Raw genomic sequence first — 17,046 nt, 5'->3', positions numbered from 1 at the left:
CCTCCTGGCGCAGCCGGCGGCCGGGGCGCCCCGCACGGGCGCCCCGGCCATCCGCGCCGGCGGTCCCGCTCCCCGTGCCCGCCCGCACGGCGGAGCAGGACACCGGCGCGCCGGTGTCCCCCTGCGGGGCGCCGCGTCCGCGCCGCGCGCTGATCCACCGGGGACGGCGGGGCAGCACCTAGGCTTGATCCACACACAGCCGGGTCCCGCGGAGGTATCAGTGAATGTCCGCCTGCTGCGCATGGTGGGGGTCGCCACGGCGCTCTACGGAGTGGCCGTCACCCTGAGGCCCGGCCTGCTGGCCAGGCCGTCGGGCCTGACGGACGAGGACGGGCGGACGGCACCGCACACCGCCATCTCGCTGCGCCCGCTGGCCTGGCGCGACGCCGCGAGCGGACTCGCCATGGCACTGGCCCCCGAGGGCCCGGCGCTGCGGGCTGTCGCCATGGCGCGCGTCGCGTCCGACTTCGGGGACGCCGTGCTGCTCGGCGCCACCATGCCCGACCCGGTCACCCGGGCCAAGGCGGTGGCGATCTCGGTCGGCTGGGGGGCGCTGTCCCTGGCCGGACTCACCGGCCCTGGCGGGCGACGCGGCGAGTCCGGGCCGAGGCCCGGACCCGGGCGCCGGCGCGAGAGCACGGACACGTGACCGAGGGGCCGCTGTGCCTGGTCACCGGGGCCAGCGGGTACATCGGCGGCCGTCTCGTTCCGCAGCTGCTCGCCGCCGGGTTCCGCGTCCGCTGCCTGGCCCGCACGCCCGGCAAGCTGCGCGACCATCCCTGGGCGGGGGAGGTGGAGACGGTCCGCGGGGATGTCACCGACCCGGACTCCCTGCGGGACGCCATGCGCGGGGCCGCCGTCGCCTACTACCTGGTCCACGCACTGGGCAGCGGCAGCGACTTCGAGGAGACCGACCGCCTGGCCGCCCGGGTGTTCGGGGAACAGGCGCGGGCCGCCGGGGTGGGCAGAATCGTCTACCTGGGCGGTCTCACCCCCGCCGGGGTGGACGAGAGCACGCTGTCCGCGCATCTGCGGTCCCGCTCCGAGGTGGGCCGCATCCTCCTGGACTCGGGGGTTCCCACGGCGGTTCTGCGGGCCGCGGTGGTCATCGGCTCCGGTTCCGCCTCGTTCGAGATCCTGCGGTATCTCACCGAGCGCCTGCCGGTGATGGTGACGCCGAGCTGGGTGCGCACCCGGCTGCAGCCCATCGCGGTCCGCGACGTGCTGCGGTATCTGGTGGGCTGCGCGCGGCTGCCCGCGGAGGTGAGCCGTACCTTCGACATCGGAGGGCCGGACGTGCTCACCTACCGGGAGATGATGCAGCGGTACGCGTCGGTCGCCGGTCTGCGCCGGCGCCTGATCGTGTCCGTGCCGGTACTCACACCCACTCTCTCCAGTCACTGGATCGGACTGATCACCCCGGTGCCGGCGGGTCTGGCCCGGCCGCTGGCGGAGTCGCTGCGCCACGAAGTGGTGTGCACCGAGCAGGACATCCTGCGGTACGTCCCGGATCCGCCGGACGGCCGCATCGGTTTCGACCTGGCGCTGCGCCTGGCGCTCAAGCGGGTCCGGGAGGCCGACGTGGCCACCAGGTGGTCCTCGGCGTCGGTGCCCGGGGCCCCCAGCGATCCCCTGCCCACCGACCCGGGGTGGGCCGGCGGAAGCCTCTACACCGACTGCCGTGCCCGGCGGGTGAATGCCCCGCCGCAGGATCTGTGGCGGGTGATCGAGGCCATCGGCGGCGAGAACGGCTGGTACTCCTTCCCGCCGGCCTGGTCGGTGCGCGGCTGGCTGGACCGGCTCACCGGCGGAGTGGGACTGCGTCGCGGGCGGCGTGACGCACACCGTCTGCGGGCCGGTGACTCGCTCGACTTCTGGCGGGTGGAGGAGATCGAGCCCGGACATCTGCTCCGTCTGAGGGCGGAGATGCGGCTTCCGGGACTTGCCTGGCTGGAGCTGACGGTGGGCCGGGGCAGGGACGGAGTCACCGTCTACCGGCAGCGGGCCCTGTTCCACCCGCGAGGACTGGCCGGTCATCTGTACTGGCGGGGAATCTCGCCTTTTCACGCCCTGGTGTTCGGCGGGATGGCACGCAACATCGCCAAAGTGGCGGAGAAGCGGGAGCGGCGGACGGCGATGGCCGGCCGCCCCGGTTCCTGACCGGGCGGCCGGCCACCGTCGCCGTGTCCGCGTGCTCCGCGGCGCCCGCGCCGTGCGGCCCAGGGGGATCAGAGTTCGCCGCGCCAGGCGCCGGTCTCCGCGCCCCGCTTCTCGATGAACTCCTTGAAGTTCTCCAGGTCGGGGGTGGCCTTCCGGCGCACGAACCCCAGCTTGTCGCCGATGGCGTCCGTGAGGAGTTCCGGGGCGTACTCCAGCTGGAGCATGATCTTGCAGTGCTGGCCGTCCAGGCGGTGGAATGTCACCACACCGGCCTGCTTGGGGCCCTTGCGGCTCACCCACGCGATCCGCTCGTCGGGCAGCTGCTCGGTGATCTCCGCGTCGAACTCCCGCTCCACACCGGCGATCTCGGTGACCCAGTGGGTGAGGCCGTCGCTGATCTGGTCCACCCGCTCGACCCCGGACATGAACTCCGGGAACTCGGTGAACTGTGTCCACTGGTTGTAGGCCCGGGAGACGGGCACGGCCACCTCGATGGATTCCTCGATGTGCGACATGAGGTGATCTTTCCTCCTTCCGGACGGTTTCGGTACGCCGGACGGAGTACCCCTCGGGCCGGCCGGGAAGCGGAGCCGTCCACGCCGGACGCCGGCTGGGCCCTCACTGCCTGCGCGGAGACGCGCAGATGACGGTCCGTCCGGGGACGGGCGGGCTTCTGGAGGTCTGGACCGGCCCCGGACGTGGAAGTCGTGCCGTCATGGATATCTCACCTGCGGACGATGCCCGGCCCGCCGGTCACCGCCGGCCGCCCGGACTGGACGACACCACGGTTGAGGCGCTCGGCGCGCTCTCCGAAGCGCTGGAGACGACGGAGCGGGCCCGTGGACATCTCTACTCCTTCCACCAGCTGACCGGAGGGGCAGACCTGCGTCTGGACCGCGCGGTGGAACTGCTGCGGGAAGCCGGGCATCAGGACGCGGCTGCCCTGGTGGAACAGGAGATCCTGGGACGCAACGTGATCCCGGGGCACTGGACCTTCCAGATCGTGGAGCGCTACGACGACACGTACTACCGCCCGTTCGCGGAGGTCGAGCAGCGGCTGCGGGACGAGCTCGCCCAGGGGCGGCGTCACCTGTTCGAGGCGGAGATGAAGGAGGCGCGGCGCACCAGGGGGCACCCGGACCACACGGCTCGCCCGCCCGGCTGAGACCGCCGACGGTCCGATCCGGCGTTTTCCCTGTGTCGGGCCGGCCGGGGGCCCGGCGCGGAGCGCGGTGCCGCCGCCTCAGCCCGTCCGGCGTCCGTGCCAGTCCATGCAGACGACCAGTGCGTCGTCCTCCTGTTCCACCTCCCCGCGGAAGCCGGCCAGCTCGGTGAGCATGGCGCGGGGCACCTGTGCGGGTGGCAGCAGCCGGGTGCTGGTCAGTGCCCGGGCCAGCGCCTTGTCGCCGTAGTGGTCCCCGGCCGGGGAGCTGACGTGGTAGACGCCGTCGCTCACAAACGCCATCCGGTCGCCGGGCAGTACCCGGAAGGGCTGGCTGACGTAGACGGTGTCCTCGAACATGCCCAGGGGCAGCTGGGCCTCCGGCTCCAGGCGCTCGACCGACCCGTTGCGCATGCGCCAGATGCGGGGGGAACCGGCGTCGACGATCTCCATGAGGCCGGTCGCCAGGTGAAAACGCAGCAGCAGAACGGAGACGTGGGCGGCGCCACGGTGCTGCTGGTACAGGGCCTGGTCCGCCAGATATGCCTGGTCCTGCAGGTCAAGACCTGCCCGGCGGGCATTGCGCAGCGCGTTGACCGCGAGGTTGGTGAGCAGTGCGGCCTCTATGCCCTCGCCCATTCCGTTGGTCACGGTCAGCGTGAGGTGATCGCCGTCGGTCGACCAGTCGAAGTTGTCGCCGTGGATGGCGTAGGCGGGCTCCAGTTGGGCGCCCAGCTCGAATTCCGGGCGGGTGAGGGACCGGCCGGGCAGCAGCTGCCACTGCATCTCGGCCGCGAGCGTGAGCCGTTCGGCTCGCCGGGCCTGAAGGTAGACGTCGGTGTCGCGTTCCGCAATGACGATCTCGTGTCCGAGGATTTCCGCGAGATTCCCGAGTTCGTCGAGGACCTCCGGTGAGTAATGTTCTCCCGGAACACGCAGGGAGAGTACGCCGATCCGGTCACCGCGCACGCTCACCGGCAGATGGAGGGAGACCTCCTGGGAATCACCGGCGACGCGGATGTAGGGTTGCTGCGACCCGAACGTCCGGCCCGGTGCGCTGGTGTGGATGGACACGGGGTCCGCGGTGTACGGCGGGGTGCCGACCGGATGGAGTGTGCTCATCCCGTAGTCCGCGACCAGCAGTTCCACGGCGGTCACCGAGTAATGCCGCCGCAGTGCCGCCCGGGCCGTGGTGAGCAGGTCATGAGGGGCTGCACCGCGCAGTGCGCGTTCCACAGCCATGAATCTGTCCACGGTGTGACAACCACCTTCGGAAAGAAATGCCGGATAGGAGAAGGAACGTGCCGTTCAGGCATCAGGGGTGACAAGGCCGACTCGGAGTGTCAAAGTTGAGCGCGTGAAACCAGCACCGTCCCAGCCCCGGTCTCGCGATGCGGCACATGCGGCATCGGAGGTCATTGAGCTGCTGGAGATGCTATGGGAGCGGGGCCGGGACGCCGCGTCCTCGGCGCCGGTGTCGTCCTCCCAGTTGCGTGTGCTGTACATCCTGGAGCGTGACGAGGGCATCAATCTACGGACCCTCGGCGAGTTGCTGGGCTCCGCCCCGTCCTCGGTCAGCAGATTGTGCGACCGGCTCCAGGCCGTGGGTTTCGTCGAGCGGGTGCCCAGCCCGGCCAGCCGCCGCGAGCTGGAGTTGTGGCTCACCGGGCGAGGCCGGGCGTACCTGCGTGATCTGCGAGCACGCCGTGAGGAGACGCTGCTCGCCGCCATCTCGGCCATGCCGCCCGGCTCCCGCAAGGCGCTCGTGGAAGGGCTGGCGGGCTTTCACGCCGCTGTGGAGAAGACGGCGCCCGCCCATGCCAAGCGGTCCGGGGGCCGGGCCGCCCGCTCGGCGTAGCCGGGTTTCCGTGCCTTCGCCCACGATCGCTCGCATGCCGCTCCTTGCCTCGCCGGTCTCGGCCCACGTCCGCAGCCTGTTCGCCCGAGGCTGCTGAGGACACCGGGCCGGAGGCCACGGCAGGGCAAAGACTGTTGCGTTGTCGATACAGTTGTCAAATGGCAACTGTTTGGCTCCGGCCGGTGGGCCGCGCCCTCACACCCGCCGTGGGTGCGCTCCCAGTTCCTCCTCGAGGGCGAGCCGGAGATCGTCCAGCGCCTCGGTGAGGGAGATGTCCGCCACACCGCCGGTGTTCTCCAGCAGCGAGTGCACGGTCCGTCTCTGCCGTTCCCGGGTCTCACGCAGCGTCTTCCGGCCCGCGGGAGTGAGGACCAGGTGCCGCGTGCGGCGGTCGCGTGCGGCGGGCTCGCGGTCCAGCAGGCCGCCTGCTTCCATTCGGGCGCACAGCCGGCTGGCCGCCGACGGCGTCAGACCCAGTTGCCTGCCCAGGCCCCCGCAGGTCATGCGGTCCCCGGCGGCCACCACCCCGAGCGCCCTGAGCTGGGCCCGGGGCATCACGTCGCTCTGCCGGGCCCTGGTGCGCTCCCACAGGCCGACGACGGCGGCGGCCACCCGGCTCTCGCTCGCGGGCTGCGTCGCCTCTCCCGCCGGCGCAGGGGGTGAAGAGCCGGCTGCGGGGTGAAAGGGGTCGGGGTGCACTGCCACCGTGACTGCTCCGATTCCTGCTCGCGGGTGGCGGACCGAGGTGTGCACTGGGGCCTGCCCGGGTCTGCGAGGGTTATGTGTCACATGCCCGGGCTTTCCGCGTGGACCGCCTCTCGCTTACATTTGCCGTACGGCAACAAAGCGCCTGCGTCCTCCGCACCGTCCACCGGTCGCGGGAGTCCCGGACCGCCGCCGGCCGGGCCGTCCGGTGAGACGGCCGACTACTGCGAGAGGTTTCATCTGTGAGTGTCAGCGAGGCCGCTGTGCGAGAGCGCCTGAGAACGGTGCTCACCGAACGCGACGAGGAAATCGCGGACCGGTGGGTGCACCTGCAGCTCGAGCAGGGAGCGTTCGGGTCGAGCATCAGCGAGATGGAGCTGCGTGGTGAGGCGGACGCCCTCATCGCGGCTCTGCGCGCCGGTCTGGAGAGCAGCCTTCCGGTGGACCGGGTGGTGATGTCCCACGCGGATCTGCGCAGTGCCGTGACCGAGTTCTCCATGCAGCGGGCCCGCAACGGCGCGGCACCCACCGTGACGTCCCTGGCCGTGCTCTCCCTGAAGGAGGCACTGCTGGAGGCAGTGCAGCGCGGAGTGCAGGACACCTCGGAGCTCCTGGCCGCTGCGCTGATGATCAACAGGCTCCTGGACGCCGCCGGCGCACTGTCCTTCGACATCTACGTCGCCGGGCGTGAGGAGATCATCAGCCGCCAGAGCAGACAGCTGATGGAGCTGTCCACCCCCGTCGTGCGGCTGTGGCGGCACGTCCTCGCGGTCCCGCTCATCGGAACCCTGGACACCGCCCGCACCCAGGTCGTCATGGAGAACCTGCTGCAGGCCATCCAGGACCACGAGGCCCGGGTGGCCATCGTCGACATCACCGGTGTGGCGGCCGTGGACACCTCCGTCGCCCAGCACTTGATGCAGACCGTGAACGCCGTGCGGCTGATGGGCGCGGACTGCGTGATCAGCGGCATCCGCCCGGCCATCGCGCAGACCATCGCCCAGCTCGGGATCGACCTGTCCACGATCCTGACCAAGGCCACCCTGGCCGACGCACTGGCCGCGGCGGTCCGCATCACGGACCAGCCCGAGGTCTCCGGCGACGAGACGGCGGCGCGATGACGAGCCGTACCCCCGCGGGGGTGCCCATTCTCCGGCTGGGGAACGTCCTGGTGACCGGTGTGCTCGACGAACTGGACGACCGGGCGGCGCAGGCGTTCACCGAAGAGCTCACCGAGCGGATCGCGGCCGAGTCCGTCCACGGGGTGCTCATCGACATCTCCCGTCTGGAACTCATCGACTCCTTCGTGGCCCGGACACTGAGCGAGCTCACCACCACCGCCCGGCTGCTCGGCGCGCGGGTCGTGGTGGCGGGCATGCGGCCGGCGGTGGCCATCACGCTGGTCGAACTCGGCCTGGAGCTCGACGGGGTGGAGACCGCGCTCAACGCGGAACAGGGAATGGCCGCACTGGGCTGGTACCACACCCCGCGGCCCCCGGCGGAGGGACCCCGGTGAAGATGTCCGACGAGGCCCTGACCGGCCCGGCCGGTGCCCTGCAGGCCGGCACCGGCAGGGACGAGGAGCACGGGCCGGTCACCTACGAGGTCCGCACGGAGGAGCATTTGCTGACGGTGCGCCACGCCGTCCGTGCCGCGACCCTGAAGTGCGGTTTCGGTCTCGTCGACCAGACGCGGGTGGTCACCGCGGCCAGCGAACTGGCCCGCAACGCCTACATCCACGGCGGGGGCGGCACGCTGACCCTCGAACAGCTGGGGCAGCACGGCCGGACCGGCCTGCGGCTGACCGTCAGTGACGACGGGCCGGGGATACCGGATGTCGAGAGGGCGCTGGCCGACGGTTTCACCACCGGCGCGGGCCTCGGCCACGGCCTCGGCGGCGCCCGCCGCCTGATGCACGACTTCCGGATCCGCACCGCCCCCGGCGCCGGAACCACGGTCAGTGTGGTCCGCTGGACGGAGCGGTAATCCCCGTGCACCCGGCCCCCACCCGGAGCTTCCGGATCGACCACGACAGCGCCGTGCATCTGGCCGCCGCCGGCGCGCGGACCCTCGCCCAGCGGTGCGGGCTGCGCGGCGCGATGCCCGAACGCGCCGCGGTCGTCGCCAGCGAACTGGGCAGCAACCTCGCCAAGCACGCCGCGGGCGGCATCCTCTATCTGCAGCCGGCACCACTCGGCGGCGGCATCGAGATCGCCGCCGCCGACCGCGGGCCCGGCATGGCGGAACTGGAGCGCTGCCTGCGCGACGGCTACTCCACCACCGGCACCCTGGGCAGCGGCCTGGGGGCCGTCCGCCGGATCGCCACCGACTTCACGATCCGCACCGAGCGGGGCACCGGAACTCTCGCCTGTGCCCGGCTCCTGGCACCCGGACACCCCGCCGCGCGGCTCGACGTGGGGACGGTGTGCCTGGCCGCCGACGGAGAGACGCAATGCGGGGACACCTGCGCCGTGGCCGACACCGGTGCGAGCCGCACCGCTGTCGTCATCGACGCCCTCGGCCACGGCGCGCACGCGGAGGAGGTGGCCCGCAGCGGACTGACGGCGTTCCGGCGGGACCCTTCCATGCCCTTGCCGGAACTGCTGTCCGCGCTGCACAAGGCGCTGCGCCGCAGCCGGGGGGCGGCCGTCCTGCTCATGCGGGTCCACGAGGGCAGCGCCGAGTTCTGCGGTGCGGGCAATGTCCGATGCCAGATCGTTTCACCCGATCGGGTGACTCACGGGCCGTCCGGCCCTCCAGGTATCGTCGGCTGGAAGATGCCCCTGCCGAAGGTCCACCGCGTGCCGCTCACTCCCGGTTCCGTCGCCGTCGTCCACACCGACGGCATCGACCCGCGGTGGCCCGGCGCCCGCAGGCCCTTCCTGCACCGCCTTCCCCCACCCCTGCTCGCCCTCGCGCTCGCCCACGGCCACCGGCTCTCCCGGGACGACGCCACGGTGCTGACCGCCACCGCGCTGCGAAGGACCCATGACCACTGACAGCAGCCGCTACCGGGCGCTTCCCCAGCTGCGCCGGGCGGTCCGCCGGCTTGCCCATACCCACCGCCTCCCGGTGGAGCTGCGGGCACGCCTGGTGGTGTCCGTCACCGCCGTCGCCCGGCCGGAGCTCGCCGCAGGCCGCTACGTGTCCCTGGAGAGCTCGGTGGAGAACCGGAGCGAGGACCGCCCCGGTCTCCTCGTCGTCGCCTGCCGCAGCCCTCAGCGGGAGGAGGCCCTGCGGGCCACCGGGCTGCCGCTGCCCGCCGAGGTGCTCGCCGACGGTGCCGCCGTCTGGCGAGCCCCCCTCCCGCGCCGCCCCACGGCGCTCCCGGCCGGCCCGTCGGCCCGTCGGGCCACCGCCACCGGTGCCCTGGACCGGCCGGGCGGTAACGGCTCACCGGTCACCGGACAGCCGCCGGAGGCGGACGCGGTCGAGGAGGAACTGCTGGAGGTGATGGCCCGCGCCGACACCCTCGCCTCCGAGCACCGCCGCCTGGAGCGCGAGCTGGCCGAGACCAACCGGGGCGTGCTGGCCCTCTACGTCCAGCTGGAGGAGCGCGACGAGAAGCTCCGCAAGGCTCACGGCAAGACGCTCCGCGAACTGGAGGACGCGCTGCGACCCCCGCCTCTGCACATCGACGGTGTGGAGCTGGCCGTTCACTACGAGCCGGCCGGCACGGACGCTCCCACCGGCGGCGACCTCTACGACTGGTTCGTCCTGCCCGACGGCACGGTCCACATCACCGTCGTGGACGCCCTGGGCCACGGTGTCACCAGCACCCGAAGCGCTCTCAACGTCACCCACGCCGTGCGCACTCTCGCCCTGGAGGGCCATCCGCTGGAGTCGATCGTCGGCCGCACCGACGAGATCCTGCTGCCCTTCGACCGTGACCTGATGGCCACCGTGCTGCTCGCCCGGCTGGACCCCGCCACCGGCGTCCTCCTGCTGGCCAACGGCAGCCACCCGCCGGCGCTGCTGCTGCGCGCGGACGGCTCCGCGGAGTACCTGGAGCTGCCCGGGCGCGGCATCGGCTTCCCGCTGTCGGGCAGCGAACGCCTGCTGCGCACCGAACTGGGGCCCGACGACCTGCTGGTGCTCTACACCGACGGGCTGACCGAGAGCCGCCGCGACCCGCGCGAGGGCGAGGCCCGCCTGGTGGAAACGGCCCTGCGCCACGCCGCCCTTCCGCTGGCAGAGATCCCCGGAGCCATCGCCGAGGACATGCACACGGTGATCCTGCATCCGGACGACACCCTCGCCATGGCGGTCCGGATGCCCCACGCCCCCCGCCCCTGACGCCGGGGCCGTCCCGGCCCCCGCCGCCCGCCGGTGGCTCTGGCGTGCGGAGACGATCCGCGGGGAGGACGAGGCCGAAGGTGTCACCGGGGCCGACCGGGTAACGGGACGGGGGCCGAATGGTCCTCGGCGTGGCCCCCTCCGGCTCCTGGGAGCCGGCGCGGGTGCGAGGGACGCTCGGGGGAGAAGCCGAGAAAGCCGAGCACCGTCCACAAGACCCGCGGGGGGCGCACGACGCCCCGGGCCGCAGATGTGAGGGGCAGTCATGCCGAAGTACGTGTACGACTTCGCCGAAGGCGGCAGGGAGATGGCCGGCCTGCTGGGAGGAAAGGGCGCCAACCTCGCGGAGATGACCCGGATGGGACTCCCCGTTCCGCCCGGGTTCACCGTCACGACCGAGGCGTGCCGCGCGTTTCTGGCCGTGGGCACCGAACCGGACGGTCTGCGCGAAGAGGTCGCCGAGCACCTGGCGCGCCTCGAACAGGCCACCGGCCGCAGGCTGGGCCGGCCGGAGGACCCGCTGCTGGTGTCGGTGCGCTCCGGCGGCCGTTTCTCCATGCCGGGGATGATGGACACCGTTCTCGACATCGGCCTGAACGACGAGTCCGTGCTCGGTCTGGCCCGTATCTCCGGGCAGGAGCGCTTCGCCTGGGACTCCTACCGCCGGCTGATCCAGATGTTCGGCAGGACCGTCATGGGCGTGGACGGTGAGCAGTTCGAGGACGCTCTGGCCAAGGCGAAGGCGGCGAGCGGGGCCGTGCTGGACACGGAGCTCGGCACGGACGGGCTGAGGCGGCTCGTGGAGTCCTACAAGCAACTGATCCGCACCGAGACCGGGGAGGAGTTCCCGCAGGACCCGGTCGAGCAGCTCCACCGCTCGATCGGTGCCGTGTTCTCCTCCTGGAACGGGGAGCGTGCCCGCGTCTACCGCAAGCGCGAGCACATCTCCGAGAGCCTGGGTACCGCCGTCAACGTCCAGACCATGGTCTTCGGCAACCTGGGAAGCGACTCGGGGACCGGGGTCGCCTTCACCCGGGACCCGGCCACCGGACAGCCCGGTGTCTACGGCGACTACCTGTCGAACGCGCAGGGCGAGGACGTCGTCGCGGGCATCCGCAACACCGTGCCGCTCCAGGATCTGGAGCGGATCGACCCGGCGTCCTACCGGCGCCTGGGGGAGTGCGTGCGGCTGCTGGAGGACCGCTACCGGGACCTGTGCGACGTGGAATTCACCATCGAGCGCGGCAAGCTGTGGATGCTGCAGACCCGGGTCGGCAAGCGCACCGCCGAGGCCGCCTTCCGTATCGCGGCGGAACTGACCGACGAGGGGATGATCTCCCCGGACGAGGCGCTGGGCCGGGTCAGCGGCGACGAGCTCGTCCGCCTGATGTTCCCCCGGATCGACGGCACGGCCGCCGGAGCGCCGCTCGCCCGCGGCATCGCGGCCTCGCCCGGGGCGGCCGTCGGGGCGGCCGTCTTCGACTCGGCGGAGGCCGTGCGCCGCGCGGCCGCCGGCCAGAAGGTCGTCCTGGTGCGCCGGGAGACCAACCCGGACGACCTGCCCGGCATGGTGGCGGCCCAGGCGGTTCTCACCAGCCGCGGCGGCAAGACCAGCCACGCGGCGGTGGTCGCCCGCGGCATGGGCCGGGTCTGCGTGTGCGGGGCGGAGGAGCTGACCGTGGACGTCGAGGCGCGGATGTTCACCGCCTCCGACGGGACGGTGGTCACCGAGGGCACCGTCATCTCGGTGGACGGCTCCTCGGGAACCGTCTACCTCGGGGAGGCCCCGCTGGAGGACTCCGCGGTGCTGCGCTACCTGGAGACCGGCGTCGCCGGCCCGGGCACGGTCGAGTCGGTGGACCGCGCGCTGCGGCACGCCGACGGCATCCGGCGGCTTGAGGTGCGGGCCAACGCGGACACCCCGGAGGACGCCGTACGCGCCCGCCGCTTCGGGGCCCAGGGCATCGGGCTGTGCCGCACCGAGCACATGTTCCTCGGGGAGCGCCGCCGCCTGGTCGAGGACATGATCCTGGCCGCGGACGACACCGGACGCGAGGCGGCCCTGGACGCCCTGCTCCCGCTGCAGCGGGAGGACTTCACGGGGATCCTGGAGGCCATGGACGGGCTCCCGGTGACCATCCGTCTCCTCGACCCGCCGCTGCACGAGTTCCTGCCCGACCGCACCGAACTGGCCGTCCGCATCGCGACCTCCGAGGCATCCGGCGGTGTCACCGACGCCTACGACGTCCAGTTGCTGGAGGCCGTGGAGCGGATGCACGAGCAGAACCCGATGCTCGGCCTGCGCGGAGTACGCCTGGGCCTTCTGGTCCCCGGACTGGTGGCGATGCAGGTGCGCGCGATCGGCGAGGCGGTGGCGGCCCGGGTGCTGGCCGGCGGCGACCCGCGCGCGGAGATCATGGTCCCGCTCATCGACACCGTCGAGGAACTGCGCCTGGTGCGCGACGAGGTGGAAGAGGTCCTCGCCGAGGTGTCCGCGCGGACCGGGGTGCCGGTCGACTGCCCCGTCGGCACCATGATCGAGCTGCCCAGGGCGGCACTCACCGCGGGAGAGATCGCGAAGTCGGCGGACTTCTTCTCCTTCGGCACCAACGACCTGACCCAGACCACCTGGGGCTTCTCACGGGACGACGTGGAGGCCGAGTTCTTCTCCGCCTACCTGGAGAAGGGCATCTTCAAGGTCTCCCCGTTCGAGACGATCGACCTCGACGGGGTCGGCCGCCTGGTCGGGATCGCGGTGCGGGAGGGCCGGGAGACCGCCCCCGGGCTGAAGATCGGAGTCTGCGGGGAGCACGGAGGAGACCCGGCGTCGGTCCACTTCTTCCACGCCACCGGCCTCGACTACGTCTCCTGCTCACCGTTCCGCGTCCCCGTCGCCCGCCTCGAGGCCGGCCGCGCCGCTCTCCCCGACCACGAGCGCAGCGACAGCAGGTGACCCGCGCGCCCTGACGGGCCGCCGTCCAGGAGAGGAGCCCCGCTCACCGCTCGCATCCACCCGGCCCGACGNCCCGCCCGGCCACCGGCACCCGCCGCCCCCGCGCAGCCCCCGAAGCACCGCGGGGGCGGCGGCGCGCCCCGCGCCGTCCTTCCCCAGCGGCGGCACTCCGGTCACGTCGCGGCTCGGCTGCCGAACGCCGGCGCGCCGGACGGGCGGGCTGTGTGATCGTGGGAGCGGTACCGCGAGCCGACTCGCACGGGAGAGAGAAGAAGATCATGGAACAGCGGACATTCGGCAGGACCGGCCGGCAGGTCTCCGTCGTCGGACTGGGAACCTGGCAGCTCGGCGCCGACTGGGGGGAGGTGCGCGAGAAGGACGCGATGGCCGTGCTGGACGCCGCGGCCGAGTCGGGAGTCACCTTCTTCGACACCGCCGACGTCTACGGCGACGGCCGCAGCGAACAGCTGATCGGCGAGTACCTGCGCCGTCGGCCCGGCACGGAACCCCTGGTCGCCACGAAGATGGGCCGACGGGTGGACCAGCTCCCGGAGAACTACGTGCTGGACAACTTCCGGGCCTGGACCGACCGCTCCCGGAGCAACCTCGGCGTGGACACCCTCGACCTCGTCCAGCTGCACTGCCCGCCCACCGCCGTCTACTCCTCCGACGAGGTCTTCGACGCCCTGGACACCCTGGTCTCCGAAGAGCGGACCGCCGCCTGCGGAGTGAGCGTCGAGACCTGCGAGCAGGCTCTCACCGCCATTGAGCGGCCCGGCGTGGTGAGTGTCCAGATCATCCTCAACGCCTTCCGGCAGAAGCCGCTGGAGAAGGTGCTGCCCGCTGCCCGGGAAGCGGGAGTGGCCGTCATCGCCCGTGTCCCGCTGGCCTCCGGCCTGCTGTCCGGCCGGTACACGGCGGGCACGGTCTTCGCGCCGGACGACCACCGCACCTACAACCGGGAGGGGCAGGCGTTCGACCGGGGCGAGACATTCTCCGGTGTCGACTACGCCACCGGTGTCGAGGCGGCGGCCGAGTTCTCCGCACTGGCACCCGAGGGGGCGACGCCGGCCCAGGCCGCGCTGCGCTGGATCATCGACCTCCCCGGTGTGACGTCGGTGATCCCCGGGGCGCGCTCGCCGGAACAGGCCCGGGCCAATGCCGCTGCCGCCGGCCTGCCGCCGTTGCCCCCGGCCACCGCGGAGCAGGTGCGCGACCTGTACGACCGGCGGATCCGGGCCCTGGTCCACGACCGCTGGTGAGCCGGGCCGAGCCACCTCACACCGTCGCCGGGCCCGTTGAACCCGCCGACCTCATCAGACCGGGAGCACAGATGCCGACATCCGCAGCCGCCGCGCCGAAGAACTGGGCGGGCAACATCACCTTTGCCCCGGCCCGGGTGCACCGGCCCGCGGCCGTCGGGGAGCTCCAGGAGATCGTCGCCGGTGCGGAGCGGGTACGCGCGCTGGGCACCGGGCATTCCTTCAACCGGGTAGCCGACACCGAAGGTGACCTGGTGCGTCTGGACGGGCTGCCGCACCGCTTCGAGCCCGACCCCGCCTCCGCCACCGTCACCGTTGCCGCCGGCATGCGCTATGCCGAGGTGGCCGGGCTGCTGCACGCCGAGGGTTTCGCCCTGGCGAACCTCGCCTCGCTGCCGCACATCTCGGTGGCGGGTGCCTGCGCCACCGGCACACACGGCTCGGGCGACACCCAGCAGAGCCTGGCCGGGGCCGTCGCGGCTCTCGACATCGTCGGGCCCGGGGGAGAGATCCGCAGGCTCAGCCGGGAGGAGGACGCCGACCGTCTGCTCGGCGCGGCGGTCTCGCTCGGGGCCCTGGGCGTCGTCGTCGGGGTCACCCTGGACATCGAGCCCGCCTACGAGGTGGCGCAGTGGGTCTACACCGGGCTTCCGCTGGACGCTCTCGCCGACGGCTTCGGGGAACTGTTCTCCGCCGCCTACAGCGTCAGCGTGTTCACCGACTGGCGGGAGGAGGGCATGGTCTGGCTCAAACGCAGGACGGACCGGGAGGGCCCCGGGCACCCGGGGGACCGGTGGCTGGGCGCCCGGAGGGCTGTCCGCCCTCACCACCCGGTGCCCGGCATGCCGCCGGAGTACTGCACCCGGCAGGGCGGCGTCCCCGGGCCGTGGCACGAGCGGCTGCCGCACTTCCGGCCGGACTTCACCCCCAGCCGGGGCGAGGAACTGCAGTCGGAGCTGCTGCTGCCCCGTGACGCGGCCGCGGAGGCGAGCCGCGCACTGCGGGGCCTCGGCGACCGTATCGCCCCCGTGCTGCAGGTCTCCGAGGTCCGGACGGTGGCCGCGGACGGCCCCTGGCTGAGCCCTGCCCACGGACGTGACAGCGTCGCGTTCCACTTCACCTGGCTCCCGGATGCGGTCGCCGTGCTGCCCGTGATCGCCGAGGTGGAGGCGGCGCTGACGCCGCTGGGGGCCCGGCCGCACTGGGGAAAGCTCACCGCCGCGGACCCGCGGACCCTGCCGCACCGCTACGGCCGGGCCGAGGATTTCCGGCGCCTGATGCGGGAGTGCGACCCGGCGGGGGTGTTCCGCAACGCCTTCCTCGACGGGCTGTGGCCGACGGGCTGAGAGCCCGGCCGCTCGGTGCGCCGCCGCGGGGCAGGCCCGGGACCTCCGCCCTCGCGGTGGCCCCGGGCCTGCCGCCGTCACGACAGTGCCCGGCAGTGCGCCGGCGTCATCTCACTGTGCAGGGGGTGCCGTTGAGACGGGCCCCGGCCGGTGCGGTGAACCCCGCTCCGCTGGAGGTGCCCTGGAAACCGAAGGACTGGGTCCCGCCGTTGGCCGCGATCCGGCCGTTGGAACCGGTGCTGCGCGCCGTGACCGCGCCCGAGGCGGGGCTGATCAGCGCGTTCCAGGCGCTGGTGACCGTGTGACCGGCGGGGAGAGTGAAGTCCAGTTCCCAGCCGTCGATGGGAGTGGAGCCGGTGTTGGTGATGGTGGTGTCGACGGTGAAGCCGCCGGGCCAGGTGTGGGTGCTGTAGGAGACCTGGCAGGCCGCCGGCGTCCCCGGAGTGCCGCCGTTCCCGCCCCCGGCGTTCACCGCGGAGGAGAACGAGTTCACGGCCAGACCGGTGCCGCCCTCCCACGGCTCGAAGCCCGCCTGGATGCTGGTGAGGTACCAGTCCGGGGTGGCCAGACCGTGGCTGACGGCCTGGTCGATGAAGTCCTTGACGTCGAAGCTCCAGCTGCTGATCGCGGAGGGCGCCAGGAAGGAGATCACGTCGTTCGAACCGTTGCTCCCGGTCCACACCTCCCAGCTGCGGCCGCCGACGTGGGCCGTGCCGACCGGCGAACCGATGGGCTGGACCGGGCCGACCCGGTTGAACCAGATCATGATCTCGGTCCGGTTCACCCCGTTGGTGCGGGGTGTCGGGTCCAGCCAGATGTCGTACGCGGCGTTGTAGACCCCGTTGCCGGTGTAGCGGTAGGAGACGCTGCTGGGCGCGCTGCCGATCGAGCTGATCCGCATGGGCAGCGTCGTGCGGGGCGCGCAGTTGCCGTAGTGGCAGCCGTCGTAGACCGAGGGGTAGGACTTCGGGGCGCCGTTGGTCGGCACCGAACCGTCGGCCTGGGTGATCTCGAAACCGTTGCCGGTCACATTGATGCACTGGGTGGCGCCGGTGCCCCAGCGGTTGTTCTGCACCACGTACCGGTCCTGGATTGTGGTGGTGCCGTAGCGGTCGCAGATCTGCTGGTTCGCTTGGGCGGGAGCCGCTGCGGTGAGCAGCGCGCCGAGCGAGGCCAGAACGACGAGGACGGTCATCGTCGCGGAGCGGGGATGGGATCTCATGGTGTCCCTTCAGCAGGAGCGGTGCGGACTCTGGGAGCGCTCCCATGCACTGCCGTGCCGGACTGTAGGGCGAGACCGGGCC

At 72.4% G+C, this 17,046-nt stretch carries 16 protein-coding genes; 12 read left to right on the top strand and 4 right to left on the bottom strand.

What is annotated here, in order from left to right; all coding sequences use genetic code 11:
• The first annotated feature begins 220 nt into the window (after positions 1-220).
• A complete protein-coding gene (locus ABD299_RS10000; RefSeq protein ID WP_344260602.1) occupies positions 221-649 on the top strand; it encodes a hypothetical protein in 429 nt (142 codons plus the stop codon).
• Positions 646-2,160, top strand: a complete 1,515-nt coding sequence (locus ABD299_RS09995) for an SDR family oxidoreductase (RefSeq protein ID WP_344260600.1) — start codon at positions 646-648, stop codon at positions 2,158-2,160. Before ABD299_RS10000 ends, ABD299_RS09995 begins: the two co-directional genes overlap by 4 nt.
• A 68-nt stretch (positions 2,161-2,228) precedes the next feature.
• Here ABD299_RS09995 and ABD299_RS09990 read toward each other — a convergent pair whose 3' ends face one another.
• Positions 2,229-2,675 (bottom strand): SRPBCC family protein, encoded by a 447-nt coding sequence (locus tag ABD299_RS09990; RefSeq protein ID WP_344260598.1) that lies wholly within the window; start codon positions 2,673-2,675, stop codon positions 2,229-2,231.
• 200 nt (positions 2,676-2,875) lie between these two features.
• Here ABD299_RS09990 and ABD299_RS09985 point away from each other — a divergent pair, with 200 nt between their 5' ends.
• The gene (locus tag ABD299_RS09985) at positions 2,876-3,325 is read left to right on the top strand and encodes a hypothetical protein (protein WP_344260596.1); all 450 of its coding nucleotides are present in this window, start codon (positions 2,876-2,878) and stop codon (positions 3,323-3,325) included.
• A gap of 78 nt (positions 3,326-3,403) precedes the next feature.
• Here ABD299_RS09985 and ABD299_RS09980 read toward each other — a convergent pair whose 3' ends face one another.
• A complete protein-coding gene (locus tag ABD299_RS09980; RefSeq protein ID WP_344260595.1) occupies positions 3,404-4,564 on the bottom strand; it encodes a PP2C family protein-serine/threonine phosphatase in 1,161 nt (386 codons plus the stop codon).
• A 190-nt stretch (positions 4,565-4,754) separates the two neighbouring features.
• Here ABD299_RS09980 and ABD299_RS09975 point away from each other — a divergent pair, with 190 nt between their 5' ends.
• Positions 4,755-5,180: a MarR family winged helix-turn-helix transcriptional regulator gene (locus tag ABD299_RS09975; protein WP_344260593.1), complete on the top strand. Its 426-nt coding sequence runs from the start codon at positions 4,755-4,757 to the stop codon at positions 5,178-5,180.
• Positions 5,181-5,375: 195 nt separating this feature from the next.
• On the opposite strand, the gene ABD299_RS09970 is transcribed toward ABD299_RS09975, so the two are convergent.
• Positions 5,376-5,792 (bottom strand): MarR family winged helix-turn-helix transcriptional regulator, encoded by a 417-nt coding sequence (locus ABD299_RS09970; RefSeq protein ID WP_344260591.1) that lies wholly within the window; start codon positions 5,790-5,792, stop codon positions 5,376-5,378.
• A gap of 335 nt (positions 5,793-6,127) precedes the next feature.
• Here ABD299_RS09970 and ABD299_RS09965 point away from each other — a divergent pair, with 335 nt between their 5' ends.
• The 8 genes from ABD299_RS09965 to ABD299_RS09930 all read left to right on the top strand — a co-directional run bounded on the left by ABD299_RS09965 (position 6,128) and on the right by ABD299_RS09930 (position 15,742).
• Positions 6,128-7,006, top strand: coding sequence for an STAS domain-containing protein (locus ABD299_RS09965; protein WP_344260589.1), 879 nt, complete (start codon positions 6,128-6,130; stop codon positions 7,004-7,006).
• The gene (locus ABD299_RS09960) at positions 7,003-7,401 is read left to right on the top strand and encodes an STAS domain-containing protein (RefSeq protein ID WP_344260587.1); all 399 of its coding nucleotides are present in this window, start codon (positions 7,003-7,005) and stop codon (positions 7,399-7,401) included. Before ABD299_RS09965 ends, ABD299_RS09960 begins: the two co-directional genes overlap by 4 nt.
• Before the next feature lie 2 nt (positions 7,402-7,403).
• A complete protein-coding gene (locus ABD299_RS09955) occupies positions 7,404-7,871 on the top strand; it encodes an ATP-binding protein (RefSeq protein ID WP_344260585.1) in 468 nt (155 codons plus the stop codon).
• Between the two features lie 5 nt (positions 7,872-7,876).
• Positions 7,877-8,884 carry a SpoIIE family protein phosphatase gene (locus ABD299_RS09950; protein WP_344260583.1) on the top strand — a complete coding sequence of 336 codons (1,008 nt, stop codon included), beginning with the start codon at positions 7,877-7,879 and terminating at the stop codon, positions 8,882-8,884.
• The gene (locus tag ABD299_RS09945) at positions 8,874-10,181 is read left to right on the top strand and encodes a PP2C family protein-serine/threonine phosphatase (protein WP_344260582.1); all 1,308 of its coding nucleotides are present in this window, start codon (positions 8,874-8,876) and stop codon (positions 10,179-10,181) included. The genes ABD299_RS09950 and ABD299_RS09945 overlap by 11 nt, the downstream gene beginning before the upstream one ends.
• A gap of 265 nt (positions 10,182-10,446) precedes the next feature.
• On the top strand, positions 10,447-13,134 hold the full coding sequence (ppdK, locus tag ABD299_RS09940) for a pyruvate, phosphate dikinase (protein ID WP_344260580.1): 2,688 nt from the start codon (positions 10,447-10,449) through the stop codon (positions 13,132-13,134).
• A 278-nt stretch (positions 13,135-13,412) separates the two neighbouring features.
• The gene (locus ABD299_RS09935) at positions 13,413-14,396 is read left to right on the top strand and encodes an aldo/keto reductase (protein WP_344260578.1); all 984 of its coding nucleotides are present in this window, start codon (positions 13,413-13,415) and stop codon (positions 14,394-14,396) included.
• Positions 14,397-14,467: 71 nt separating this feature from the next.
• Positions 14,468-15,742 carry an FAD-binding protein gene (locus ABD299_RS09930; protein WP_344260576.1) on the top strand — a complete coding sequence of 425 codons (1,275 nt, stop codon included), beginning with the start codon at positions 14,468-14,470 and terminating at the stop codon, positions 15,740-15,742.
• Between the two features lie 106 nt (positions 15,743-15,848).
• Here the strand turns inward: ABD299_RS09930 and ABD299_RS09925 are convergent, their stop codons facing one another.
• Positions 15,849-16,964, bottom strand: a complete 1,116-nt coding sequence (locus ABD299_RS09925) for a GH12 family glycosyl hydrolase domain-containing protein (protein ID WP_344260574.1) — start codon at positions 16,962-16,964, stop codon at positions 15,849-15,851.
• Between the last annotated feature and the right edge of the window lie 82 nt (positions 16,965-17,046).

The sequence above is a fragment of the Streptomyces sodiiphilus genome (assembly GCF_039529215.1).
Taxonomy (GTDB): Bacteria; Actinomycetota; Actinomycetes; order Streptomycetales; family Streptomycetaceae; genus Streptomyces; species Streptomyces sodiiphilus.
This window is presented reverse-complemented; position numbering and strand designations above follow the sequence as displayed.